The sequence below is a fragment of the Anaerostipes butyraticus genome (assembly GCF_016586355.1).
In the GTDB taxonomy this organism is placed as follows: Bacteria; Bacillota; Clostridia; order Lachnospirales; family Lachnospiraceae; genus Anaerostipes; species Anaerostipes butyraticus.
This window is the reverse complement of record NZ_BLYI01000006.1, coordinates 206,769-230,806: the sequence shown is the minus strand read 5'-3', so window position 1 is coordinate 230,806 and position 24,038 is coordinate 206,769. Positions and strand designations below refer to the sequence as shown.

Genomic DNA, 24,038 nt, shown 5'->3' with positions numbered 1-24,038 from the left:
ACCTGTCTTTATTTCTGAATTCAAAACCGTACTGCTTTCTATCTCCAGATATCTTCAGGATTGTTCTTCATATTTCTCATGCTGTATTCTGCACTTTTTGAGATAACATGCGATTCCGTATATGTGAATTGTTTCCATACCATCATCCTGCAGTCGTGTCATATATTGCTTGTCCCTGACCTGTCTGATTGCTTCTCTGCATGCCTTATCAAGATTTCTATTTTCCGCATACTTCACTTCTATTACACATCCAATGCTTTTTTCCGGTATTTCAACAAGTATATCGCTGTAACCTTCACCAGATTCCGGATTGGACAGCACAATCCAAGTATCTTCGCTTCCAAGGATTCCAACCAGCATACCATGATAAAAAGATTCTTTGCGTCCCTTTCTTACAGCACTGTCACGAACACTAATGGATTTTCTTAAATATTCTCCGAATATCTGCTGCATTTTCTCTGCGTCTCCATCCTCTGCCGCTTTGCAAAAAGATTGAAGTTTTCCGGCATCACTTTTTATTTTCTTCGAAAACCAGGTCAAAATCTGCTGTTCAAAAATAAGCCTGACCTCACGATTTGGAATCTTTAAAGTATGTCTTCCGCCAGCCGGCTTTTCCCCATCTGTCAGATATCCTGTATTATACAAAAGACTCCAAAGATATTTTATCCGCTCCCCTTTGTCTCCTGACAATAAATCCTGATATGTCATTTCCGGGATGATCTCTTTTTGTATCTGTTCCCCTGATACCAGCAGTTCCAATTCTGCCTTTACCGTTCCATTCGAATGTTCTATGATTTCTCTGACAGTTTCATTTCCACTGCTGTTTGCCCAGTAAAGAACCGGTTCTGCCTCAGAGTCTGTCAAATGATCTGAAATATAATTTAAAACATCCCATGGACAGTATATACTTTCCCGGCCAAAATGATATCCATTATACCATTCTTTTACTTCTTCAAAGCAGTATGACATTCCATAGTATGACAGTAATTTTCTCACCTCAGTATCTGTAAATCCAAAGTACTGCGCATACTGTACATCTGATATTCCATGTACTTTGAAGTTATTTAATCCTGTAAAAATACTTTCTTTGGATATACGAAGACATCCTGTCAGGACGGCAAAGTACAATGCCTCATTGGTTTTTAATGCCATGCTGAACATTGATCTGATCAGCGAAATCATCGGTTCATAATAATGATCCTGGTAAGCCTTGTTCAATGGAACATCATATTCATCAATCAAGATGATAACTTTTTTGTTATAATGCTTATATAGTAATCTGGACAATACTTGAATACTCTGGCAAAGATCCACAGGCCGGTCAAATTCCTGATTCAGAAGTTTCAAGAGAGATGCTTTGTCGTACTTTGTCAATCTGTCACTATCCAGCAGCCACTGCAGCCGGATTGCCTCATTATACAGCACACTGCACAAAAGATCATAGGACATCTGATAAGAATCTCCATCCACGTCTTTCAAGCTGATCGAAATAACAGGATATTGTCCCATATATTTGTCACATAATTCTTTCTCCTTTGTAATCTGCAGTCCCTCAAACAGCGCAGGGTCTGCACCAATCTCGAAAAATGAACACAGCATATCCATATTCAGTGATTTTCCAAAACGGCGGGGACGGGTAAACAAATTTACTTTTCCCCAGGAATTTAATAATTCCCGGATGAAACTGGTTTTATCGACGTAATAAAAATTTTCTGACCGTATTTCTTTAAATTTTTCAATTCCAACCGGGATTTTCCTTTTACTCATTCCGTCTCCTCCTTTCTTTGACGCATATAACTTCTCTGTTATTATACATCATAGAAGGGAGGAAAAAAACTCCCTGTCATTAACGAAACAATCCACTCCACCATGTTTTTGTTCTCCGGCACATATTACTCCAGAATCCGCCGCTGTTTCCCTGATCTTCCTTCTCTGCTTCTGTGCTCTGAGTCTCTGCCGCAGGCGCTGTGCCAGTGGTTGTAAACGTTTCCTTTGCTCCCTGATATTCTTTTCCGTCATAAATCACATAGAACCGATAGCTGTAAGCAGTACCAGGTTTTAATGTCACACCTAATTCTCCATTGAAATCATACCAGATATTAAATCTGCTTTCATTTCTGGAACAGTTTTCCTGATGACGTTTGATCAGGTTTCCATCTGCATCGTAAATATAGCATCCTACTGTGTTTACCTGAAGTCTCTCCGGATTGTTCACTTTCGTATGGATGACCGCATTGGTGTCATACCGCTCCAGGCTGTGATAATTGAAAGAAAAGTTGTGGGTTCTGGCTGTTTCTGAACTGCTGCCGGTATTTCCGCTCCAGCGGAAGAAAGAATAACGGCTGTCATTTAAATCCACTTTGGCTCCCACCCAGGCTTTTGTATAAGATCCATCCCATGCATTCTGCTGAATTACCGTTGCTGTATTCCCATCGACTTCTTTTACAATTGCCCAGTGTACGCTTTGATTGTCCCTCAGGATATCCCCCACTTTCGGACTGTTTGTTTCATAAAAACTTCCCTGATCCACCAAAGGAACTGATGTGGTGGAATTGAGATTGTATACATTTCTGCCGTACACCTGACTATAGAAACGTTTTACAAACGCTGCGCAGGAATAGGTTGTATCCGTATTGGTTCCATAATCATACGGCTCATACAAGGCGTCTACGGTTACACCATTCACTGTGATACTATCAACTTTTCCACCTGAAATGGAAACAAAGCTTCCATTTTTCATATCCGCCGATGCTGTTCCCTGCATTGCTGTCATGCTGATTACCATCGTCGCTGCTGCAATCCCAATCCTCATTCCTCTAAACAGCCATCCTCTTTTTAATAAGTCTTTCCTTAACATATCGAATTCCTCCTTATTCTTATCCTCTATTTTCAGCTTTTACTGTTCCGCTGTTCTTGATGGTTTTATCATATCTTCTGATTTGGAAAATTTGTTTTTTACAATTCCAGATTATAAAAAAATCGCCAGCCGGTAATCGACTGACGACATTTTTTGTTTATTCCAATTCTTCATTTGGCGTGGAGGCGACTTTTTCAATCTCACTGCTGATTTCTTTTACTTTATCAGACGGTTCATAGTCTTCATCTCCATATAGATAACTATGAAGTGCTTTCGCGTTACTTTCCAGCGTCACCGGCACTGCATACCATGTACCGTCTATGGTTCCGCCCCATAACCTGTTCGGAAAGCCTTTTGTTTCTTCCATATTATATTTGGCAAGATAAGACAGAATCTCAGTTACTTCCCCGGATGAATAGTTGGTTCCAATCTGATCCATCATCTTGTCCATAATCTGCAGCAGTTTCGTAGTACTCTGCTTCTTGGCGGCCTCAAACATCTGAAAGAGAACCGTTCTCTGGCGTTCGGCACGCTTATAATCTCCGCCTGCTGTATATCGGATCCGTGTATAGGCAACTGCCTGCGTTCCGTCTACTTTCTGTGTTCCTGCCGCTGTCAGATGTGCAGAGCTGGTACCATTATCCTGATTCATCTCATCAATATAACCATTGATATATTTTAGCTCCGAAGAAGTGATATCCAGCTCGATTCCCCCGATGTCATCAATCACTTCAGCTGCATTTCCAAAGTTTACGGTAATATATTTGCCAATCTCAAGATCAAAATTACGGTTTATGGTATCCATTGCAAATACAGGTCCGCCATAGGCATGGGCATGAGTTATTTTATTCAGACCGTGTCCGTCAATGTCCACATATGTATCACGATATATAGAAGCTACTTTGATCTCTTTTGTCTCATGATTCACATTTACCACCATAATAGAATCCGACCGGGTTCCTTTTCCGACATCATCAGACCGGGAATCTACACCAAAAATCACGAAAGTGTCTGCTCCTTCCGTGATTTCAGAGTATTGTTCAGCGGGTGCATCTTCTTGTCCGCCTTCCTTTTGTCCTGTCTCTTTCGTTTCCGTAAAAAAGATCAATTTCACAAAAACCACACATGCCAGGATGATCAAAAGAATTAAAATCTTATTTTTGTTTTTTCTTATGTTTTCCATGGGAATATCCCTCACTGTAATAGCTGTATTTATAATATCCGCCGGATACCTGGTCTACCTTATTTAAAACAGCTCCTAGAATCTGAACATTTCCTGTTCTCAACTGTTTTACCACATCCTGCAGGATTTTCCGCTTAATCACTCCCTGTTCAATGACAACGATCGTTCCATCTGTGTGCTGTCCGATAATAACAGCATCCACAACCAGCCCCAGCGGAGGGGTATCGACGATCACATAATCAAACTTCTCCTTTATCTGCTCCATAAATGTACCAAACAGATCAGAGTTTAACAGCCGGATCGGATCCGGCACAAGCGGACCGGCAACGGTCAGATAAAAGTCATCATATTCTGTTGCATAAATAATATCTTCTTTCCCGGCCTGTCCGGTCAGATAATGAGAAAACCCTTTCTCGATTCCTTCTATGTGATACTTTGCAACCAGAGTCGATTTTCTCAGGTCCGCATCCAGCAGTAATGTTTTCTTTCCATCTGCTGCCAGTGTTTTTGCGAGGCTGAAAGCAACGGAGCTTTTTCCTTCATTCATGACACTGCTTGTTATGGAAATGACTTTAATTCCTTCCCCGCAAAATGCCACATTGGTTTTTAACTGGTTTAATCCTTCTTTTAACTGATAATCTCCCTGGTCCGGGATGTTCATTTTTACTTTTTTCATATCGCTTCTTTCACCTTTCTGACTTTCTTCCTGCGTTTTTCATCTCCCCTGGCCAACGGCAGTTTTGCAAGGGTGTTAATCTTCAAATATTTTTCAATATCCTCTTCTTTTCGAATCGTATCATCAAAAATGAAACGAAGCGTTATGTACCCGCCAGATAATACCAGCCCGATCAGAGCGCCAATAGCTGTGTTTTTCTTCAGGCTAGGGCTGTCCGGCGCATCTGCAAGATAAGCATTTTCTATGATCGCCGGTTTTTTCGTATCCATTTTGGAAGAAACTGTACTCGCTGTGATCTTCGCAATCTCCTGTGCGATTTCTTTTGCTTCTTTCGGGTCTTCATCTGTAACCGTAATTTTCAGAATTCTGGTATCTGCCGGATTCTCAACAGCAACCTTTCCACTCAGCTGCTGATCATCCATTTTCAGATCCATACTGTCAATGACCTGATCCAAAACAGTTCTTGTCTTTACAATCGCCATATAATCCTGGGTCAGCTGGGTTTCTTTCGTCAAATCCCGCAGACTGGAGATTCCATCACTTGACGCAACATACAGCTGCACAGAAGAAGAATACACTGGTGTAATCGCAAATTTTGTGATCACACCGGCTGCTCCGGCAAATATAACCACGGTGAGCAGAATGATCAGAATCTTGCTTTTTAAAATTCTGAATAATTCTCCCAAATCAATTTCGATCTCATCGTTTTCCAATTCATACATGTCTCTTTCTCCTTATATGTAACTTCCTTCTATAACCTTCTTTGCGTAAAACCCAAATTTATTTTGCTGTCCCTCTTTTTTATTCAGCATTCTGTATGCCCGTTCCAGATTCGGACTCCTTGTCTCCATGTCGTGGCAGTCACTGCCGATAAAATATACCAGACCTTCTTTCAGCAGTTTCCTGCAAAACAATGTTTTACGATATGGAAATCTTTCCAAAATGCTCTGCGCATTAATCTGAAGACAGGCGCCTGATTTCATCAGCTCCCTGACCGCCTTCATACAATTTCGAATGGAATCATACCGCTCAATATGCGCAATAATCGGAAGGTATCCGGCATAGACCATGTCGTGGACTGCCTGAAAAATATCAAAATAGGAATCCCCGGTTCCAAATTCCACCAGCACATACTTACTGCCTGCCATGGTCAGTGCTTTCCCTTCTCTCAAATGCTGTATCGTATTGCTCTGATAGTATAATTCACTTCCAAGATACAAATTGATTTCCGGAAAATGTTTTGAAGCTTCTTGCTGTATCTTCTGAAATCTCTGTTCCAGAACCCTTCGATCTACATATCCATATTTATGACCATAATGAGGCGTCAGAAAAATATCCTGCACTCCCTGTTTCCATTCCTCTGAAATCATATCCATGGAATCGCTTAATGTCTGTGCTCCATCATCCACCCCATATAAAATATGTGTATGTATATCTGTCAGTTTCATAGTATGCCCTTCCTTCTCTAACCCTTTATTCTGTTATTTTTCTCCCTTCCTGCTGATTCTGCTTCTATATTTCTTGTGATATCAGCTTCTTATTAAATCTGAATACAGATCTTTCGGATAAACACCGTCGGCAATCAGCTTCTTAAAACTTTCTGCCACGTCTGCTTTATCCTCTTTATAAGTAACCCCAAACCAGGTATCATTGGTCTTTAAGACTTTAACCATACACTTCTGTTCTCTTAACAATCCGCCAATCAGTGTCGGCAGCAGATACTCTGCTTTCAGTGGATTTTCCGGAACATCCTCCTGGAAAAACGTCTTAAATTCCTGCTCCAGCACAGTCAAAAATGCCGGATCTTCATTTTCCTTTGCCGGGAATCCCCAGAAATTCATGGAAACAAAAGATTCAGGATCCAGTTTCACACCATCGGCTTCGGCTCCTGTTTCTCCTGATGCAGGATCCACTGTTTTTACAATGTTTCCGGTCTCTGCCACATCCAGGAGATGGGTATGCCCTTTCTCTACACTGCATACCCCTCTGGTCACTCCGCCATTATCTGAGAGTGTATTCTTCAGAATGAAACCTGCCATGGCAAGGGCTGTTTCCTCATGATCCAGCACCAGCCAGTCATGCAGCTGGCGGAATGCCTCTTTCCCATAATAATCATCAGCGTTGATGACCGCAAAAGGCTCGTGAATCAGATCTTTTGCCGCCAGAACAGCCTGTCCTGTTCCCCAGGGTTTTGTACGTCCTTCCGGAACCTGAAAGCCTTCCGGAATGGAAGTCAGATCCTGAAAAGCGTAAGCTGTTTCCACATTTAAAGACTGACAGAGTTCTTCCACACGACTGCCGATCCGTTCTCTGAAATCTGCTTCGATATCCCTGCGGATAACAAAGACAATCTTATTGAAACCTGCCTCAATGGCATCGTGAATGGAATAATCCATGATAATTTCATCATTTAAGCCAACCGGCTCTAATTGTTTGATACCGCCGCCGAAACGAGAACCGATACCGGCAGCCATGATAAGTAGTGTAGTATTCATTTGTTTCTCCCTTAATAAATAATTGTTATCTTTTATATTTTTAAATTTACATAAAACAATATATAAGATTGCTCCTAATAATCCGCCAAAAGTATTTTGCGCTATATCTGATAGTTGAAAAGTCCCTAATCGTAAAAATAGTTGTAAAAGTTCGATTATTATTGAAAACAAAAACGAATATTTCAAAGTAATACGTATCACTTTGTTTTCACTTTCATTTCTCTTCAAAAAATTAAATCCCAACCACCAAAAAAGGGTTAATGGAAAAAATAATAAAATATTTAAAATCCCTTCTGCATTAACTTCGCCTGACGAAGTATATAATCCCCATTCCCCAATTACATTTTCCCATGGTGACTTCCAAATATTTCTACAAATCAAAGTTCTTGACAAAACCATAAAAAAATAAACAAAAAATATAAATTTCCATATTTGTCTGTTATCTGATTTTAATTTATTCCATAATTTTTTTAGTGATATTGCAATTCCTTCTCTTTCAAGATTGGGTAAAGCTAACATTGTAATAACAGCAAATATTATTCCAAAACCCAGATATTGATATACCGAAAAAAACAAATCATTAAAAATTATCCTCACGTTCATCCCTCATTATATGTTATTTTCACATTTCAAAAATTATTTATATTCTATTCTTAATAATTGAAAAGAATAATTTTTCTTTATCCTTCAAGTATTTATATGGTAATAATTTTTTATTTCAGGAGATACTATGGGCCTTTATATGTTTTTAATCAACACAAATCGCACTAATACAACGGGTCAACTTATTCCAGATACCTCCATAATAAAAACTGATCATTGATCTGGCAAAATCCATAATCAGTTTTTCTTCAGACTGTTTTCCACTTGCTTCAGACTGCCATAAAGAATAAAGAAACTTTCCGTTTTTCACTTTAACAACATAGCAACTGAGCACAAGGTCAATTGTTTTGTCATCTTCCATGATCTTTATCATGATTTCAAAACGATTCAGCGGCATTCTGTCATCCACATCCAGAAACGCAATATAATAAATATCCTGTGACAATAGAACCCCCATAATTTCTTGCATCAGAAACACCGCTGTTTTCCTGATACAGGTAAATAAATCTACTGTCTTTTTCTGCAAACTCTTTGCAGATTTCTCCGCTGTTATCTGTTGACCCACCATTAACCATAATGACTTCAATATTTGTAAATGTCTGATTTCTGATATTCTCCAACAAATCATAAACTACATCCTGAGCATTATAAACCTGAATAATAACGGTGCTTTCGGATAGCTGTTCATATTAGTTTTTCCTCATCTCTCATAATGCCTCCCCATTCAATACTATCTTTACTCAAACTCCACTTATGTACTATCTATTGTAAATAATATTTATTCGCGCTTTCCTGTAATAATTAACACAAATCGCTGTAAGATTGTCTTGACTTCTTCTGAATATAACAACAATATGATTCCACATATTATAAGCTGTACCAAATAAAGCGGTATGGAATCTGCAAACCACAGCATTAATACTGTCTGAAGAAATAGCAGCACATATGATAAAATGTCACGCTTCAGCCGTATCTTAATAACAATATATTTTCTAATATAATACAAATTCAAAAGCCACATGATAAAATATGCAACGGCAGTAGCAATCGCTGCTCCGATTGCACCAATCCACAAAGTAAGAATGATGTTCAGAACCAAGTTAATCAATGCACCGACAACTGTTATCTTTCCCTGACTTTTCGAATCCTTGACCGCCTGAAAAACACCACTGAAAACTCCGATCAAAGCTCCAAATACAACTGCCATCATTAAAAACGGAACATAGCGCCATGCCCCAAAGAAATCCTTTGCATATAAAAACCGTGCCAACAGACGAGTCAACACAATCATTAACGAACACCCAAAAACCATCACCAGATTATAAAGACTATATATATTCTTAAAAAATCCATCGGCATCTTCCCTGTCGTATGCCCGAACTGTAGATAATTGCCAGGCGGTATTAAAAATCGTCTGAAAAACAGACAAGATAGAAGGAATCTTATAGCCGACAGAATATACACCATTTGCAGCAAGACCACAAATCCACGTTACAACATATCGGTCAGAAGCATTATTAATCCACCAGCTGATTGAGTTTACTACCAGTGGTTTGCTGTAAGACAACATTTCTTTCTCTTTTGACTTTCTTAGTTTGGAGAACCGTATATACTTCCATATTTTTATTCTTACACTCAAATAGATGCTTGTGGTCAGCAACCCGATAATATATGCCAGAAAATATCCTGTCAGTCCCAGGCGAAAATATAATAAAAATACGATATTCAGTGTGATCATCACTGCAGAATTAAGAACACCTGAAACTGCTATATCCGCAACATGGTCAATCCCTCTTGCGAATGCCTGAAGCAGCTGCTGAGAAAGCATGACAATATAATACATGCAAAAAAATACAATATTATCATTGATAAAAGGAAACAGTTCCAAATAATAATTTAGGACAATACATGCAATGAAAATAATGCTGCTTCGTATAACGATCCTTAACGATATACTGAATATTTCCTGCTGATCCGCATTTTTGTCCAGTGAAAAACGTAATGTTGATTCCACAATACTCATTGTTAGAATCGGAATCAGCAAACTCACTGTTGTATAGGTTAGATCAAACGTACCATATTCTGATGTACTTAAGACACTGGTATAAAGCGGAACCAAAAAGAATGTCAGAAGTTTTGTTCCAAAACTGCTTAATGTAAGAAGCCCTATATTCTTTATCAGATATTTATATTTTCCCATTCCGTTCACACACCTCATCTGTCATTCACGAGTATTTTTTCTTCCATTGTTTTTTTGTGTATCCTATATTTTTTCTAATAATCAAAGCACCTTTTTTCAAAGGATTTTTGACATGCTTCGTATGCATAAAAACATACCCTTTTCTGCTCATATTCCAGTTTTGTGTATACCAGTGAATGGCATATGTTTCTTCTGTATCGACGATACAATCATAGGATTTTTGAGCATTATATGGTGAAAAATAATTGATAGGATATATTTTGCAATGCTGAAAATAGTCTGGCTCCCGATCTATTACATATTTAAAAATAATCGGATTATTAATAAAGCGGACATTCCAGATTTCCTCATCATAGAATCTCAGCAGCCTCTGCATCAGATTATTCCCTTTTTCTGCTCCGATCACGGCCGTTCCAATATAGTCACCTGCTTCATATCCCATAAAGACAGAATCAGATAAAAAATCATCGAATACCTTTACTGCCTCTACGTCTGTATCCATATAAATGCCGCCTTCCTGATACAACACATGCAAACGAATATAATCCGACACAAATGCCCATAACTTTAATTCACAGCATTTTTTCAAAAACCTGTTCTTCTTACAGAGCGTTGGCAAATCTAATGTATCTTCATTCCACTCTATGATCTCATAATCCGGCATCACGCGTCTCCAGGAATTAATACAGATTTCCGCTATTTTCCCTTTCGGTCCTTTTCCTATCCATATATAATGAATCTTTTTCGGTATCATGTTGTCCTCCCATCCCAACAGTCCTGCAGTTTTTTACTTTCTTTTCAGCGGTCTCGCAGGAACACCGACAAGAATGGCTCCTTTTTCCAGACACGAATCTACAACAACTGCTCCTGCCCCAATTGTCACATTTTCTTCAATCTGTACATCGCCGATTACTTTTGCACCGGCTCCTATATCAACGTTATCTCCAATCCTCGGAACTGCATTATCTTTTCCGCTGTTCCCAATTGTGTTGTTTCCATGTAATTTGCAGTTTTTTCCAAGTCTCGCATTCCCATTAACAACAATGCCCTGCGTATGATAAATCATCAACCCTAAATCTGCACATTTCTCTCCCATTTCAATTCCCAGTTTTCTCCCAAGTCTGTTTTTTCTTCTGCATGCCAAAAGATAGCGCATCATATAAAATATATTCTTCTTTCTTCTGTCGTAATAATAACCAGCTTTTCTGAGGCTCTTGATATATTTCCAAGAATAATAGTCCGGATGCAATTTTATTCTTCTTAATAAAAACTGTTTCTTCCCACCCATCTGATCGATGTATTTCTGCTTTTCAATCGTAATCCATCCTTTATAATCCTGCATTTACCACTCACCTCCATTTACTTCGTTGTCGTCTCTGTTCGTTTCACCTTGCTACAGACCAAAGGAACCGCACATGCCAACATCCAGATATATCCAGGATCTGATCTTAACGTATAATTATAAACAAACATAATAAAAATGATCAAAATATTTAATATTGACATAAGCTTATACTCTTTATATTCTGCGAAACTACATCTCACTGTATTTATTAGTATTCCTATATAGAACATTAAGTATATAAACAGTCCTGCAATACCCATCTCCAGATAGGTCATTGCATAGAAGAATAATCTATAATTGTAATGCCCATATCTCTCGTAAAATATAGAATTCAACACCTCAATATTCGAATTGTCACACTGACCAAGACCATATCCAAACATTTCCTTCGAAAAAGACCCTTTGAAAAATAATTCATTAATCCTCGGGATGCTGTCCATCCGACTGAATCCTCCTTCTGATGTATAACTGTTATTTAGATAAAAGATCAGGTCTTCCCAGCTTGACATATACCCGAAAGAGACTGGATTTAGAACTGCAAGAGCTCTCAGTGCCACAATCAGCAGTATCACTGCTGCTGCCACAATCAGAATGGTTCTTGGATCTGGTTTTGAAATAATGGCAGACACCACAATAATTAAAACCAGTAGCAGATAGATGACTTTGAGTTCGGCAAGAATAGAAATATACAAAACTCCTGCATATGTCAATGATACTTTCCATATTTTAATCTTTTTATATACATATAATGAAGTAACATAAGTTAAGACCAGTGAAAGCAAAGCAACCAGATATCCACTGGCTCCCATTAATGTTCCAAAAGTGCCGCCCAGCATATCTCCTGAGATTCCCCTTCCAAAGTACTGATATGTAGCAAATATAACATTAACAAATAATAATTTATACAAAACATTCCAAATTTTACAAATATCTTCCATATCAAATATGTAATAACAGTTAATCAGAAAAATAAAAAATCTTAAGGTCGTCCTCATTCCCCAGATATACTGAGCAAAAGATGTTCCCCAGGACATATATCCAGCCAGACCAACTACTGTAATTAATACGGCAATTATTAATATCTGTATGACCGACTGCCTACGCAGTCCGAAATATCCCAGACACAGCAAAAGCAGGAAAATGTTAATAAGATCCATTATGTACAGAAGAGGCCTGGGAAGCCCAAAAACAGAAGTACAGAATGGAACTGTAAAAATACATATCAATTCAAAATATAACATTTGTTTTCCTGATATTTTCATAACTATTTCCTCAAATGCCTGCTAACTAATCGTCCCTTTCTTTTTCTTATATCATTTATCCTGATTAACAGTTTAGATCCTTTCACACTCTTCCATTTGACCGCATAGAAAAAGCATTTCTGTACAAACGGAAGTTTTGCACACCTATATTCACCAATACAGCGGCGAAGCTGCGGTGAGGTCATTATCTTATAGATTTCCTTATCTGCTTTTTTCTTTCCAAGCATATACTGATGATAACAGATCTGCCGGATGGCGCTTCTTGATCTTGCAAGAAGAAGCCTGTCTTTGCTCATATTTTCAGGATCCTGAAATCCATACTCTTTCATCATCTGGTCAATCAGTGCAATCAGATTTAAAACTTTTTCAAATCGATCTGCCCGGTAGGTATGTGTCAGAGAACTTTGATTTTCACAGTAGTAATAGTAACATTCAGGCAGAACGGCTATTCGTTCTGCATAATGCAGAAACTGAATATGAAAAATAATATCCTCTGAAACTACTTTCCGTTCGGATGGAAACATACATTGACCGGCATCGATTACTTCTTTTTTATAAATCCCTCTCCATACAGACATAGTAAAACGGGCATCTTTCGGATACTCCGGTTCCGCACCAATCATTCCCAACAGATATTTCTCCCGTTCTTTCCTGTTATTAAAGTAAGTAATCTTACACACTTCCTGGCGATCCATATGTTTATTGTCTCTGGTTACTACAGTAAAACCGCAGAATACTGCATCCAAATTCTCCTCGGAAGCAAAGCGATACAATCGTTCCAACATGTCTGCACTGATGTAATCATCAGAATCAACAAATGCTATATATTCTCCGTCTGCATATTCCATTCCCGTATTGCGTGCGAAACCAAGCCCTGCGTTTTCCTTATGAACCACTTTGATACGCTGATCCTTCTCTGCATACCGATCACAGATGTCTCCACAACGGTCCGGTGATCCGTCATCAACAAGTATAATCTGTATTTCCTTCAGGCTCTGCTGGAGAAGAGATTTCACGCATCTGTCTATATACTTTTCCACTTTATATACAGGCACAATAACCGAGATTTTAATTCTTTTTGTACTACACCCCTGCATCTATTCTTTTCCTTCCTTATATAATGTATGGATATCATGAACAAAGTTTTTATAGTTCACCGGAGCCTGGAAATATTTCTCCCATGTTCCCCTCGCATTCATTCGATATTTACGATATTCCTCATCAGTTAATGAAACAAAATACTTTATCTGCTCTGCCAGTTTTTCCGGCTGGAAGTCTGCATCCAGCAGTCTCCCATTCACGCCGTCGAGAACAATTTCTGCTGTTCCTCCGACATCTGTAGCAATTACCGGAATACCAAAACTAATGGCCTCCATAATAGATACGGGTAATCCCTCAGAAGAACTTACATTTACGAAGAGATGTTCCGGACAGTCTCTGTAATGATCATATACTTCTTTGTTGGGAACAGCACCATCAAGGTGTACTTCCATCCAGTCCAGCTCTTTTGCCTTCTCTGTAATCACATCATACAACTCTCCGCCGCCAAGATGTGTCCATACCAGGGAAAGATTCTCATTCTTCAACAGCTTTAATGCTTCTATAATAAGATCTACCCTTTTGACACTACTCATTCTGGAACAAGATATGATGTGGAACTTCTTTCTGGACTCCACAGTTCCCAGACCGTGATCGTATGTACCAAGGTATGATGTGGATATCTTTCTGTTAGATTTCGGATAATGCTTCTTCAGATAATCAGACCCATTGTCGGAGCATGCAAAAACATGATCCAGATGTCCAAGAAGATTTATTCTTTCAGGCAGATAAGCAAATCTTCTTTTCTCCTCATATATATCAAATCGATGTGCCCTGGAAAACACAACTGTATGGATTCCCTTTTTCTCATAATATTCCTTCAGAAGACATGCCACTTTGGCATTGATATAAAGCCAGTAGCTGTAAAAATAAACTGTATCTCCTGAACGGACAGGAAAATTTCCCAGATCCTTTCTGATTTTACCCATCTGGTCATATGCCGCAGCCAAAAAATATCCGTCCAACAGCTTATGCAGCAGCTTCGGCTGTCTGGATTTACTGATATATCTCAGCGCACTACATAAATATTTAATTTTTCTTAACTTCAGTGAACTTTTTTCAATTGTTCTTACCGTCACATTTTGCGATGATATCTTTCTGTTTTGCTTATCACCGATACGAGCATCACTTGGGTAAATAATAATGCGGTCAAACTTCTCTGATATCTCATCAATTTCATTTTCCAGGAACGCTTCCCCGTATCTGAATGGAAATCTTCGATTAAGTAAAACTAAATATTTCATCTGTAAAACCCTTCCTGCTTTTGTTTCAAGTCATCTTAACATCCTGTTACTGAACACTGCCAGACAGGGGCGGAAACGGAAAACTTTTCAGCATCAACTTTTTCTTCGTTTCTGCCATCTCATCTGTAATACGGTACTGATCACATACTTCTTCCAGTGAATCAATCTTTTCAATATTAAGATCTGTAAAGCTGTGCTCAAGACCATATGCAGAATAATAGTCATCAAATTTAAATCCATCGCCGAGTAAATTATCAGTAACTACAATATGTCTGTTAGGAATTCTTAAACTGTCTGCGATAATAAGTCCATGCAGGCTGCTGGAAAGAATAACCTCACATTCTGCAATCTGCTGGGTGACTTCTTCCGGCTCATTACGAACATCAATAAACTTTGAACCCTGGAACTTATCACATAATGTCTGAAAAGCCGGTTCATCTTGTTCTTTATAATGAGCAATTATTCCAACTTTATATTTTTTTTCCGGCATCTGATCCAACAGAAAAGAGGATAGAATCCCCGCATCTCCTGTCGGAATATCAAGGTCATGTCCAAGCATTTTTTCTATCCGTTTCCTGCTCAATTCTCCTCGAACTGCACAAAAATGCATATTCTTCTTGTAAAATTTTGTATCAGCATCTTTGTACCGTACAAAACCCGTTCCCCAGATATATGCTTCCGGGAAAAAGATCCCGGAAATAAACTTCAGCATATTTTTCCATTTTCCCTCTTCATATGTATAATTCCCCAGGCCGCTTCCAATACCACTGACCTTTCCTGTAAGATATGTTCTTCGTTCAACATCATATCCAAAACATTTTTCTATAATATCTCTGTTCAGCAAATCTCCCATATTAGGAACTTTCGCATAATATACAGATACTTTGCTTTTCATTATTTTATTCTCCTTTACAGCATCCGGTCAACGAATCGAGCAAATAGTCAGGGAAATATCTGCTTACATCCCAATGTTCTGTATAATGCCTGCAGTCAAACGCTACATCATATCCAAAACTTTCCAAATCCTCGATCAGAAACCGAACATGTTCATTATATGTATGTTCTGAATCCGAATAATGAAGATAAATCTTATGTTTGTCTCCTGCTTTCTTCTTCAGTTTATTTCTTAAATACTCATTTAATCCTTTAATTTTCTGTTCTGTGACATCCGGCATGATAAATTCCCGACATATCTTCAGAGGCGGAGCCAGAAGATAATTTGCAAGATAATACTGCGGCGCACCTACTATGGCATCCGCATCTTTGATATCTGTCATCAGATTCAAGGCTGCCCATCCACCTTTGGAACTTCCGCATAAAATAATCTTTTTTGCTCTCAATTCTTCTGCTTTCTGCATGATCAACTCCTGACATGCCAACTCAATTTCATTACCGCCATTTTGTCCAAGATAATATGCTCCTCTGTGATCAGCACTAAAATCATCCAAAATAAACAGTTTATTTTCTTTCACATCTTTCAGCGTGCGGACATAGTTATATCTGGCTTTGACTCCTTTTCGAGTGCATGCGCTAAAGACTACGATCAGTATACGGGAAGACCTGTTTTTCTCCAGCATATATTTTAAACTTACATTTTGCTTTTTGCTGACAAATGTTCTCTGTTTCAGAAACTGTCTTATTTTGGTTGTTACATAATCTATATATTTTTCGACTTTATTCATGAAATCACCTGTTTCATTGCTTCAAAAAATCTTCAATGCTGGCAATGTATGCTTCCGTATTGCTTTGATATGAGTCAAACTGCATATTTTGGACTTTTTTCAGTGCCTCTCCCAGTTGATTACAGTCATCACATTCATAGATAAGATTCAAATCTCCAAACTCTTTTACAAGCTGCCGCTGATGATCATCTACATGTTCTTTATTTTCCGCTCTGCGCGGTACTGCTATAACTTTCTTTTTCTTTTTCAGTGCTCCTATGATTGCCCCCGTACCACCGTGTGTAATTACAATACCCGCCCGGTCTGTCATATCAGAAAATTCCTGGCGGTCCAAGAACTCTTTAAATCTGTAATTCTCAGGTCTGTAGTCACTGTATCCAATCTGTGCAAAAATTTCATCATCGATGTCGCCGGATGCAGTAAGCCGGTCTACTGCACGAAGCAGCCTGTTAAACTGAAACTTCTGAGACCCTAACGTTATAAAAATCATCTATATCTGTTCTCCTTCAATATTAATATATCCCGCCAAGATATACAGCATCTGGATATATCTCTTTCATCTGTTCCCACTGCACATAAAATCTGTCGGAATACTTATACAGAAGCTTTCCAGTCTCCGTCGGTGAAGTGACCTTTGCAAAAGATTCAATATAAATCAGTTTTTTTCCAAACACTTTCGCGATTAAGCACATTGGTATCGTTGCCAGTACGCCGGTACAAATGACAACATCCGGTCTTTCTTTCAGATATATTCCTAAAGACTTTATACAGTTTATAATCATTCTTGGAAGAAAAGATTTTTCTCTGCGGTTTACCTGACTCAGATAATATGTTTTCTCGCCTTCTATTTCAGCATTGTATAACGTCTTTTCCGTCAGCACAAATCCTGAGTACTTTTTCATCAATGGTTTCAACATCATCAGCTGTTCATAATGACCACCTGATGATGCAGCAAAACATATTTTCAGCTGATCTGCCATGTTTTTATCCTCCTGCCGTTAATCTCGTTGAAAAATGTCCCGCGTATATACTTTGCTCCGAACGTCATCCAGGCAGGCATCATACCTGTTGGCAATAATTGCCTGACTCATTTTCTTGAATGCTTCGAGATCATTCACAACCCTACTGCCAAAAAATGTACTGCCATTCTCAATCGTCGGCTCATAAATAACTACCCGGGCCCCCTTGGCTTTTACTCTTTTCATCACGCCCTGAATACTACTCTGACGGAAATTGTCGCTGTTTGATTTCATTGTGAGCCGATATACACCAATCACACATTCTTTTTCTTTGTCTGCATTGTATTCACCGCTACTGTAATAATCGTAGTATCCGGCAAGTTTCAATACTCTGTCTGCAATAAAATCCTTTCTTGTCCGGTTGCTCTCAACAATGGCCTCGATCAGCTTTTCCGGGACATCTGAATAATTTGCAAGAAGCTGTTTGGTATCTTTTGGAAGGCAATAGCCTCCATACCCAAAACTTGGATTGTTGTAATGATTGCCAATGCGAGGATCAAGGCAAACACCTTCAATAATCTGCTGTGTATTCAATCCTTTGCTTTCTGCATACGTATCAAGCTCATTGAAATAGGCGACTCTCAGTGCCAGGTACGTATTTGCAAACAGTTTCACCGCTTCCGCTTCTGTTAATCCCATGAATAAAGTGTCGATGTCTTTCTTGACGGCACCTTCCTGAAGCAGCCTTGCAAAAATATTCGCAGCTTCCACCTGACGCTTATCTTCCATATCTGCACCTACGATAATACGACTCGGATACAAATTATCATACAACGCTTTTGATTCTCTCAAAAACTCCGGACTAAAAATAATATTGCAGTTGCCGGTCTTCTCACGCACAGACTTTGTATATCCGACCGGAATCGTAGATTTAATAACCATGACAGCTTCCGGATTATACTGCGTCACAAGTCTGATGACTGATTCGACTGCTGATGTATCAAAACGCTGTGTCCGTGAATCATAATTTGTTGGAGCCGCAATCACAACAATGTCTGCATCACGATATGCCGTCTCAGCATCAAGCGTTGCATTCAGACGAAGCTCCTTTTTTGCAAAATATTTCTTTATATATTCATCTTCAATTGGGGAAATCCGACAATTTATCATATCCACCTTTTCAGGCACAATATCAACTGCGCAAACATCATGATGCATAGACAAAAGTACTGCAATCGACAGACCGACATAGCCTGTTCCCGCTACTGCGATTCTCAAATCTTTAAACTCTCTCATAATTCATTCTCCTAAACCCACTTATCTTTCATCACAAACCATTCTCAACCTCCTCGGAACACCTGTCCCGAAGTTTTTGCTGCTCTGTACCATATATGTACACAGTAAAAAGGTTCAGACCAAGTCCCCTAGATTCTCACCTTTATTCATAAAGCTATCTCGCACCGCTTTCGCTGCTTAATACAACCTGAACGGTTTTAAACAGGATTCCAATATCCCGTTTCAGGCTCCAGTTTTCTATGTATTCAACATCCATATTGACGACTTCTTCAAAATCTGTAATGTCACTGCGGCCGCTGACCTGCCATACTCCGGTAAGTCCCGGCGTCATGCCAAGCCGTTTCTTATGATGCAGATCATACTGCTGGAATTCATCCACTGTCGGCGGCCTTGTTCCAACCAGACTCATATCACCTTTGAGCACATTCCAAAACTGAGGAAATTCATCCAGACTTGTTTTTCTGATAAATTTTCCGATTTTCGTGATTCTAGGGTCATCCTTTATCTTGAACATCAGCCCATTCATCTCATTCTGAGCCATTAATTCTTTTTTCCGTTCTTCTGCATCTGTGTACATGGAACGGAATTTATAAATCTTAAAAATTCTTCCGTTCCTTCCTACTCGTTTTTGCGAAAAGAAGACCGGTCCTGGAGATTCCAGTTTAATCAGAGGTCCAAGAATAACCGTCAGAAATCCTGTCAGAATGACTCCGATAATTCCTCCTGCAATGTCCAGCAGTCTTTTGCCAAACAGCATACGAAGCGGAACTTCTTTGTCTGTAAAAGCAATCGTATAATAGCTTCCAACTTTTCCCAGACGTCTCTGCTTCTCCATGCTTAAATTCAGAAGATCAATGCTTAAGTTCACTTTGATTCCCATTTCTTCAAATTTGGAAATCACTTCCTGCATCATATATTCCTCAAAACTGTTGGACTGAATAAATACTTCATCCACAACAGTCCTTGCGGCATACAAATACATGGAACGACAGTTGGCGACAACCGGCACGCCGTGAATCGTCTGTCCTACCATATCCTCATCTATAACAATAATCCCCTCGACCCAGAGATCGTATGTTTTTTCCTTTATAATGTTTAATACAATCTCTTCTGCCCGATCCTTTCTGCAAAGAATCAGAATCTTGCGTGTCGTCCGCACTTTCTGACGGTTATCCAGTACATATCTTCTATAAATACTGTGTACAATCTGCATCCAACATAAACTAAAGACAATCGTTCCCAAATAGATGAACCTGGAATAATCATCGGCATCCTTGATCAAATATGCCACTGTTGCCATAAAAACCCCTGTCATCCCGTTGGTTTTAAGATTATGGATCAATTCCTCTTTAAATTTGCGCTTAAAAAAGTCTTTGTTGGGATAAAATATCAGATAGACCAGTGTCAGCATAAAGACTGCGAAAATCCAGCGATAATACACCCTGTTATCACCGATCCAGTCTGTATGCCCACTTGAATAGAAACGTATGTAGGTCATCATAAAATACCCTGCGGTAATTCCTATGACATCCCATATGTACAGAATCAAATTTTGCATCTGTGAATGGTTCATTTCCACTTCGCTTTCACCCTTTTCTTTATACTCCCCATTTTTTTACAAATTTCTCTTATCGAATCCCTTATCATCTTGTATGATTTGGGTAAGAATATTCTTAGAGTATTACACTTTGCGTCTGACAAAAAACTGTAAAATGTAATACATTCTGCTAAACATTATAAACAAATCAGGCGATTTGTCAACGTATTTTACAATTTTGTTACAAAAAAATTTTTAAAAAATTTAAGAAATGCGGTTGATTTTTTTATTTTTTCTTTTGATTTGCAGTCAAAATTCTGGTCAGAAGAATCGCTTGAAACCGAGTATATCAGCAGAGAAAAAGGAGGTAAACAATGGCAAGACGAGGAGAAAACATTTACAAGAGAAAAGACGGAAGATGGGAAGCGAGAATTATTTTCGATTACACCCCGGAAGGAAAAGCATGCTACCGCTATCTTTATGGGAAAACATATCAGGAAGCAAAAAATAAGAAGAATACTCTTCTGGCAGAACTTCAAACTTCTACCATGACACGAAATTTTCAAAGAAATTATTTGAAGATTACATTGGATGAAGTAATGCAGGAGTGGCTGGAAACCCGGAAGGATTCCCTGAAAGAATCTACTTACACGACATATAAGTGCCTGTATGAAAGACATCTGAAACCCGAGTTAGGCAGCTGCCGTATGATGACTCTGACAACAGAGCGTATTGATGCATATTTAAAAGAAAAGCTGCGCTGCGGCCGCATGGATCACAGAGGAGGATTGTCACCAAAAACTGTAGCGGATATCCGCTCTATTTTACTGATGGGGCTTAAATTTGCCCGCAGTAAAAAATATCCCTGTGCTGACAGTGGAGATATTTTCTATCCATCTCTGCATTCAAAGAGAGTCCAGGTTCTGTCCAGACGGGAACAACATAAGCTGGAGGAAATTGTATTTGCAGCCAGTGATTCTGTATCAGCAGGAATTCTTCTGGCGCTGTACAGCGGGCTGCGGATTGGAGAAATCTGTGCCCTGCAGTGGCAGGATATCAATTTTGAAGAACGAAATCTGCAGGTTACAAAAACGATCATCCGAATACCTGAATTGAATTCAAACTCCAGGCGAAAAACAAAAGTGATCATAGATCGACCAAAGACGGATACTTCCATCCGTATGATCCCACTGCCAGATTTTTTGACGGAGCATTTAAAACCGATCCGAAAGGAAAAGGAAGCATATTTTCTGACCGGAACAAAGCATTTCATGGAACCGCGAATATATTTAAGAAAATATAAACAGATTTTACTGGACGCAGGGCTGGGGGATTATACGTTTCACTGCCTTCGGCATACGTTTGCTACCAGATGTGTGGAGAACGGTTTTGATGTAAAAGCGCTCAGTGAAATTCTGGGACATGCCAATGTAAGTACCACTCTTCAGAGATATGTCCATCCGTCAATGGATTCTAAACGGGAACAAATAGAGAGGCTGGCATCCGCTTCTAAGTCACAACCACCACTTCAAGTGGTGGTTTGGGTTGGCCCTCATAAGGGCCGGTTACATGCTCGCCCAAAAGGGCGGGTATCGCAAGCGTTGTTACTGGTCCGCTTATAAAGCGGTACTACTTGAATCTTCTTTCCTTGATTCTTCCGCCTGCTCTCTTATATACTTCTTTATTGCATCTTCTGTGATATTACCAATTGTTGAAACGTAATATCCTCTGGCCCAGAATGCTTTATCCCATTTGCTCTGCAATTCTGGATGTCTATCATATATCATTAGCGTACTCTTTCCTTTTAAGTACCCCATAAATTTTGAAATACTATACTTGGGCGGAATAGCTACGCTTAAATGTATATGATCTTCACATACTGCGCCATCTATAATCTCTACGTCTTTATATCTGCACAATGTAGAAATTATATCTCTTACATCTGCTTTCAACTTTCCATACAGTACTTTCTTCCTGTATTTCGGAATAAAAACTATATGGTATTGGCATTTCCACCGTACGTGTGATAAACTCTTATTGTCCATTTTGGACCGCCTCCTATACTAATTTTTGAGTTTGGCTTGCGACACCATTCTCATTTTAGCATAGGAGGCTTTTTATTAATATCTTACACGCTCCTGCTTACTCCATTCTCCCCAGCATAGCTGGGGGATTAGACCTTTCATTTACCGTCAAAATAAGCCGTCAGATCGTTAAAAAGCTATATTTACAGGGGAGTGTTTTTATGAAATCTAATAGTGTAATACTTTCGGACTATTCTTATATCATCAGAAAAAGTATGAAAAAAAGAACAATCTACCTATGAATATTTCTTATTTGCAGGTAGATTGTTCTCTTTATTTTTCCATTTCATAAAGCATCGTTTCTGCCAGAATTCCATAACCCCTGGAAGGGTCACTGACGAAGACATGGGTGATGGCGCCTATGAATCTTCCGTTTTGAACGATGGGCGTTCCCGACATGCCCTGGACGATGCCATTGGTTAACTTCAGAAGTTCTTTATCCGTAATCTCGATTTCCATTCCTTTCGTTGTGTTGGTACTGTCCTGGCTGACTTTTCGGATTTTGATTTCATACTGCTTTGACTCTCCGCTGATGTCTGAAATAATGTATGCTTTCCCTTCTTTGATGTCCTGCCGGTAGCCGATTTTATATTTTTTCTGACTGGATGGATTACAGCTTCCGTATATGCCGACTTCTGTGTTCTTATCAATGGATCCTATTAAATTTTCTTCCTTATAATAGATACTGCCAACAATTTCCCCTGGCGAACCTGATTTTCCTTTTGCGATCGTGTCCACGTTGGCAGTCATCAGATAACCGCCTTTGATTTTCATTAAATCCCCTGTATCCATATCACAAATGCCATGGCCTAATCCCCCGAAATTTTCACCACTTGTATAAGTCAGTGTACCGATTCCCTGTGTATTGTCTCTGACCCAGGCTCCAATCTTATATTGATGGTCTGTAGCTGACATTACCGGTTTTACTTTAATGGAAATTTCCTTTTCATTTCGTTTTACTTTCAACGTTACTTCTTCCCCGCTGCTTTGGTTGACCGCTTTCATGAAATCAGCCTTAGAAGGTATGGATTTACCGTTAATGGCTAAAATATAATCACCCTGATACAGTTTCTGACTGCTGGGAGTGTGATTTGCCCCGTCAATTCCTGTAAAGGTATCGGTGTCCAGCACGAGAAGTCCGTCGGTTTCCACATAAATTCCGACAACTTTGCCGCTGGGAATGACTTCCTGACTCTTTACAACACTTACCTTTATCTTTTTTAACGGAATCTTTCCAAAAAGACTGGCGTCCATTTCATACTGTCCCGTAGAGTCTTCCTTAAATACAAAAGGCTGATCCAGCTTTATGGTCTGGTGATTGATGGTCGCTGTAACCGGCACATCATATTGAAAACAGGTTTCTTCTCCCTGTTCGATATGGATCGAAGAAGGCAGCTGATCTCTGCAGTACTTGACATACAGCGAGGCAAATGCCAGAAGATTCAACAGCAGAAGCACAAACAAAATCCTTCGATAATAGATTTTCCTCATAAATTTACCTCCTAAAAAAAGGACGT

The 24,038-nt window shown here is 39.1% G+C and carries 24 protein-coding genes and 1 pseudogene; 1 reads left to right on the top strand and 24 read right to left on the bottom strand.

Going from position 1 to position 24,038, the window contains the following annotated elements; all coding sequences use genetic code 11:
• Positions 1-54 precede the first annotated feature (54 nt).
• The 22 genes and pseudogenes from JMF81_RS02105 to JMF81_RS02005 form a co-directional block, all read right to left on the bottom strand.
• Positions 55-1,767: an AAA family ATPase gene (locus tag JMF81_RS02105; RefSeq protein WP_201309809.1), complete on the bottom strand. Its 1,713-nt coding sequence runs from the start codon at positions 1,765-1,767 to the stop codon at positions 55-57.
• A 79-nt stretch (positions 1,768-1,846) separates the two neighbouring features.
• Entirely contained in the window at positions 1,847-2,857 is a 1,011-nt protein-coding gene (locus JMF81_RS02100) for a hypothetical protein (RefSeq protein ID WP_201309808.1), read from the bottom strand.
• A gap of 157 nt (positions 2,858-3,014) precedes the next feature.
• Positions 3,015-4,040, bottom strand: coding sequence for an LCP family protein (locus JMF81_RS02095; protein ID WP_201309807.1), 1,026 nt, complete (start codon positions 4,038-4,040; stop codon positions 3,015-3,017).
• The gene (locus JMF81_RS02090; RefSeq protein ID WP_201309806.1) at positions 4,012-4,716 is read right to left on the bottom strand and encodes a CpsD/CapB family tyrosine-protein kinase; all 705 of its coding nucleotides are present in this window, start codon (positions 4,714-4,716) and stop codon (positions 4,012-4,014) included. The genes JMF81_RS02095 and JMF81_RS02090 overlap by 29 nt, the downstream gene beginning before the upstream one ends.
• Positions 4,713-5,438 (bottom strand): YveK family protein, encoded by a 726-nt coding sequence (locus tag JMF81_RS02085; RefSeq protein ID WP_201309805.1) that lies wholly within the window; start codon positions 5,436-5,438, stop codon positions 4,713-4,715. Before JMF81_RS02085 ends, JMF81_RS02090 begins: the two co-directional genes overlap by 4 nt.
• A gap of 12 nt (positions 5,439-5,450) precedes the next feature.
• The gene (locus JMF81_RS02080; protein WP_201309804.1) at positions 5,451-6,164 is read right to left on the bottom strand and encodes a CpsB/CapC family capsule biosynthesis tyrosine phosphatase; all 714 of its coding nucleotides are present in this window, start codon (positions 6,162-6,164) and stop codon (positions 5,451-5,453) included.
• A gap of 81 nt (positions 6,165-6,245) precedes the next feature.
• The gene (locus JMF81_RS02075; RefSeq protein WP_243282515.1) at positions 6,246-7,211 is read right to left on the bottom strand and encodes a sugar phosphate nucleotidyltransferase; all 966 of its coding nucleotides are present in this window, start codon (positions 7,209-7,211) and stop codon (positions 6,246-6,248) included.
• 63 nt (positions 7,212-7,274) lie between these two features.
• Positions 7,275-7,610: pseudogene (locus JMF81_RS16875) on the bottom strand (VanZ family protein); the annotation flags it as partial.
• A gap of 349 nt (positions 7,611-7,959) precedes the next feature.
• Positions 7,960-8,292, bottom strand: a complete 333-nt coding sequence (locus tag JMF81_RS02070) for a glycosyltransferase family protein (RefSeq protein WP_201309802.1) — start codon at positions 8,290-8,292, stop codon at positions 7,960-7,962.
• Positions 8,216-8,434 (bottom strand): glycosyltransferase, encoded by a 219-nt coding sequence (locus JMF81_RS16870; protein WP_378171642.1) that lies wholly within the window; start codon positions 8,432-8,434, stop codon positions 8,216-8,218. Before JMF81_RS16870 ends, JMF81_RS02070 begins: the two co-directional genes overlap by 77 nt.
• Positions 8,435-8,592: 158 nt before the next feature.
• Complete coding sequence (locus JMF81_RS02060; RefSeq protein WP_201309801.1) at positions 8,593-10,014, bottom strand: oligosaccharide flippase family protein; 1,422 nt, start codon at positions 10,012-10,014, stop codon at positions 8,593-8,595.
• A 25-nt stretch (positions 10,015-10,039) separates the two neighbouring features.
• Positions 10,040-10,768, bottom strand: coding sequence for a glycosyltransferase family 32 protein (locus JMF81_RS02055; RefSeq protein ID WP_201309800.1), 729 nt, complete (start codon positions 10,766-10,768; stop codon positions 10,040-10,042).
• Positions 10,769-10,801: 33 nt separating this feature from the next.
• Complete coding sequence (locus tag JMF81_RS02050; protein WP_201309799.1) at positions 10,802-11,356, bottom strand: serine O-acetyltransferase; 555 nt, start codon at positions 11,354-11,356, stop codon at positions 10,802-10,804.
• A 17-nt stretch (positions 11,357-11,373) separates the two neighbouring features.
• Positions 11,374-12,621, bottom strand: coding sequence for a hypothetical protein (locus JMF81_RS02045; RefSeq protein ID WP_201309798.1), 1,248 nt, complete (start codon positions 12,619-12,621; stop codon positions 11,374-11,376).
• Positions 12,622-12,623: 2 nt separating this feature from the next.
• Positions 12,624-13,718, bottom strand: a complete 1,095-nt coding sequence (locus JMF81_RS02040; protein ID WP_201309797.1) for a glycosyltransferase — start codon at positions 13,716-13,718, stop codon at positions 12,624-12,626.
• Positions 13,719-14,963 carry a glycosyltransferase gene (locus tag JMF81_RS02035; protein WP_201309796.1) on the bottom strand — a complete coding sequence of 415 codons (1,245 nt, stop codon included), beginning with the start codon at positions 14,961-14,963 and terminating at the stop codon, positions 13,719-13,721. It abuts the gene before it with no gap.
• Between the two features lie 46 nt (positions 14,964-15,009).
• Positions 15,010-15,858, bottom strand: a complete 849-nt coding sequence (locus JMF81_RS02030; RefSeq protein ID WP_201309795.1) for a polysaccharide pyruvyl transferase family protein — start codon at positions 15,856-15,858, stop codon at positions 15,010-15,012.
• Between the two features lie 4 nt (positions 15,859-15,862).
• Positions 15,863-16,645: a hypothetical protein gene (locus JMF81_RS02025; protein ID WP_201309794.1), complete on the bottom strand. Its 783-nt coding sequence runs from the start codon at positions 16,643-16,645 to the stop codon at positions 15,863-15,865.
• Positions 16,646-16,658: 13 nt separating this feature from the next.
• Positions 16,659-17,135, bottom strand: coding sequence for a PssE/Cps14G family polysaccharide biosynthesis glycosyltransferase (gene pssE, locus JMF81_RS02020; RefSeq protein WP_201309793.1), 477 nt, complete (start codon positions 17,133-17,135; stop codon positions 16,659-16,661).
• Between the two features lie 22 nt (positions 17,136-17,157).
• On the bottom strand, positions 17,158-17,625 hold the full coding sequence (pssD, locus tag JMF81_RS02015) for a PssD/Cps14F family polysaccharide biosynthesis glycosyltransferase (RefSeq protein WP_201309792.1): 468 nt from the start codon (positions 17,623-17,625) through the stop codon (positions 17,158-17,160).
• A gap of 18 nt (positions 17,626-17,643) precedes the next feature.
• Positions 17,644-18,900 carry a nucleotide sugar dehydrogenase gene (locus tag JMF81_RS02010; RefSeq protein WP_279323880.1) on the bottom strand — a complete coding sequence of 419 codons (1,257 nt, stop codon included), beginning with the start codon at positions 18,898-18,900 and terminating at the stop codon, positions 17,644-17,646.
• Positions 18,901-19,054: 154 nt separating this feature from the next.
• Positions 19,055-20,473 carry a sugar transferase gene (locus tag JMF81_RS02005; protein WP_243282514.1) on the bottom strand — a complete coding sequence of 473 codons (1,419 nt, stop codon included), beginning with the start codon at positions 20,471-20,473 and terminating at the stop codon, positions 19,055-19,057.
• Positions 20,474-20,811: 338 nt separating this feature from the next.
• Between JMF81_RS02005 and JMF81_RS02000 the strand changes: the two genes are divergently transcribed.
• Positions 20,812-22,059, top strand: coding sequence for a tyrosine-type recombinase/integrase (locus JMF81_RS02000; protein WP_201309790.1), 1,248 nt, complete (start codon positions 20,812-20,814; stop codon positions 22,057-22,059).
• Here the strand turns inward: JMF81_RS02000 and tnpA are convergent.
• Positions 22,054-22,482 carry an IS200/IS605 family transposase gene (tnpA, locus tag JMF81_RS01995; RefSeq protein WP_087418399.1) on the bottom strand — a complete coding sequence of 143 codons (429 nt, stop codon included), beginning with the start codon at positions 22,480-22,482 and terminating at the stop codon, positions 22,054-22,056. The two genes, JMF81_RS02000 and tnpA, sit on opposite strands and share 6 nt — an antisense overlap.
• A gap of 312 nt (positions 22,483-22,794) precedes the next feature.
• On the bottom strand, positions 22,795-24,012 hold the full coding sequence (gene spoIVB / locus JMF81_RS01990) for a SpoIVB peptidase (RefSeq protein ID WP_201309789.1): 1,218 nt from the start codon (positions 24,010-24,012) through the stop codon (positions 22,795-22,797).
• Positions 24,013-24,038 lie beyond the last annotated feature (26 nt).

What these genes read in the sequence shown, in the direction of transcription:
- spoIVB (WP_201309789.1), bottom strand. Translation starts at nt 24,012, where the DNA reads ATGAGGAAAATCTATTATCGAAGGATTTTGTTTGTGCTTCTGCTGTTG.
- JMF81_RS02095 (WP_201309807.1), bottom strand. Translation starts at nt 4,040, where the DNA reads ATGGAAAACATAAGAAAAAACAAAAATAAGATTTTAATTCTTTTGATC.
- JMF81_RS02060 (WP_201309801.1), bottom strand. Translation starts at nt 10,014, where the DNA reads ATGGGAAAATATAAATATCTGATAAAGAATATAGGGCTTCTTACATTA.
- JMF81_RS02090 (WP_201309806.1), bottom strand. Translation starts at nt 4,716, where the DNA reads ATGAAAAAAGTAAAAATGAACATCCCGGACCAGGGAGATTATCAGTTA.
- JMF81_RS02105 (WP_201309809.1), bottom strand. Translation starts at nt 1,767, where the DNA reads ATGAGTAAAAGGAAAATCCCGGTTGGAATTGAAAAATTTAAAGAAATA.
- JMF81_RS02050 (WP_201309799.1), bottom strand. Translation starts at nt 11,356, where the DNA reads ATGCAGGATTATAAAGGATGGATTACGATTGAAAAGCAGAAATACATC.
- pssD (WP_201309792.1), bottom strand. Translation starts at nt 17,625, where the DNA reads ATGGCAGATCAGCTGAAAATATGTTTTGCTGCATCATCAGGTGGTCAT.
- pssE (WP_201309793.1), bottom strand. Translation starts at nt 17,135, where the DNA reads ATGATTTTTATAACGTTAGGGTCTCAGAAGTTTCAGTTTAACAGGCTG.
- JMF81_RS02025 (WP_201309794.1), bottom strand. Translation starts at nt 16,645, where the DNA reads ATGAATAAAGTCGAAAAATATATAGATTATGTAACAACCAAAATAAGA.
- JMF81_RS02045 (WP_201309798.1), bottom strand. Translation starts at nt 12,621, where the DNA reads ATGAAAATATCAGGAAAACAAATGTTATATTTTGAATTGATATGTATT.
- JMF81_RS02040 (WP_201309797.1), bottom strand. Translation starts at nt 13,718, where the DNA reads ATGCAGGGGTGTAGTACAAAAAGAATTAAAATCTCGGTTATTGTGCCT.
- JMF81_RS02005 (WP_243282514.1), bottom strand. Translation starts at nt 20,473, where the DNA reads ATGAACCATTCACAGATGCAAAATTTGATTCTGTACATATGGGATGTC.
- JMF81_RS02080 (WP_201309804.1), bottom strand. Translation starts at nt 6,164, where the DNA reads ATGAAACTGACAGATATACATACACATATTTTATATGGGGTGGATGAT.
- JMF81_RS02100 (WP_201309808.1), bottom strand. Translation starts at nt 2,857, where the DNA reads ATGTTAAGGAAAGACTTATTAAAAAGAGGATGGCTGTTTAGAGGAATG.
- JMF81_RS02035 (WP_201309796.1), bottom strand. Translation starts at nt 14,963, where the DNA reads ATGAAATATTTAGTTTTACTTAATCGAAGATTTCCATTCAGATACGGG.
- JMF81_RS02055 (WP_201309800.1), bottom strand. Translation starts at nt 10,768, where the DNA reads ATGATACCGAAAAAGATTCATTATATATGGATAGGAAAAGGACCGAAA.
- JMF81_RS02010 (WP_279323880.1), bottom strand. Translation starts at nt 18,900, where the DNA reads ATGAGAGAGTTTAAAGATTTGAGAATCGCAGTAGCGGGAACAGGCTAT.
- JMF81_RS02085 (WP_201309805.1), bottom strand. Translation starts at nt 5,438, where the DNA reads ATGTATGAATTGGAAAACGATGAGATCGAAATTGATTTGGGAGAATTA.
- JMF81_RS02030 (WP_201309795.1), bottom strand. Translation starts at nt 15,858, where the DNA reads ATGAAAAGCAAAGTATCTGTATATTATGCGAAAGTTCCTAATATGGGA.
- JMF81_RS02075 (WP_243282515.1), bottom strand. Translation starts at nt 7,211, where the DNA reads ATGAATACTACACTACTTATCATGGCTGCCGGTATCGGTTCTCGTTTC.
- JMF81_RS02000 (WP_201309790.1), top strand. Translation starts at nt 20,812, where the DNA reads ATGGCAAGACGAGGAGAAAACATTTACAAGAGAAAAGACGGAAGATGG.
- tnpA (WP_087418399.1), bottom strand. Translation starts at nt 22,482, where the DNA reads ATGGACAATAAGAGTTTATCACACGTACGGTGGAAATGCCAATACCAT.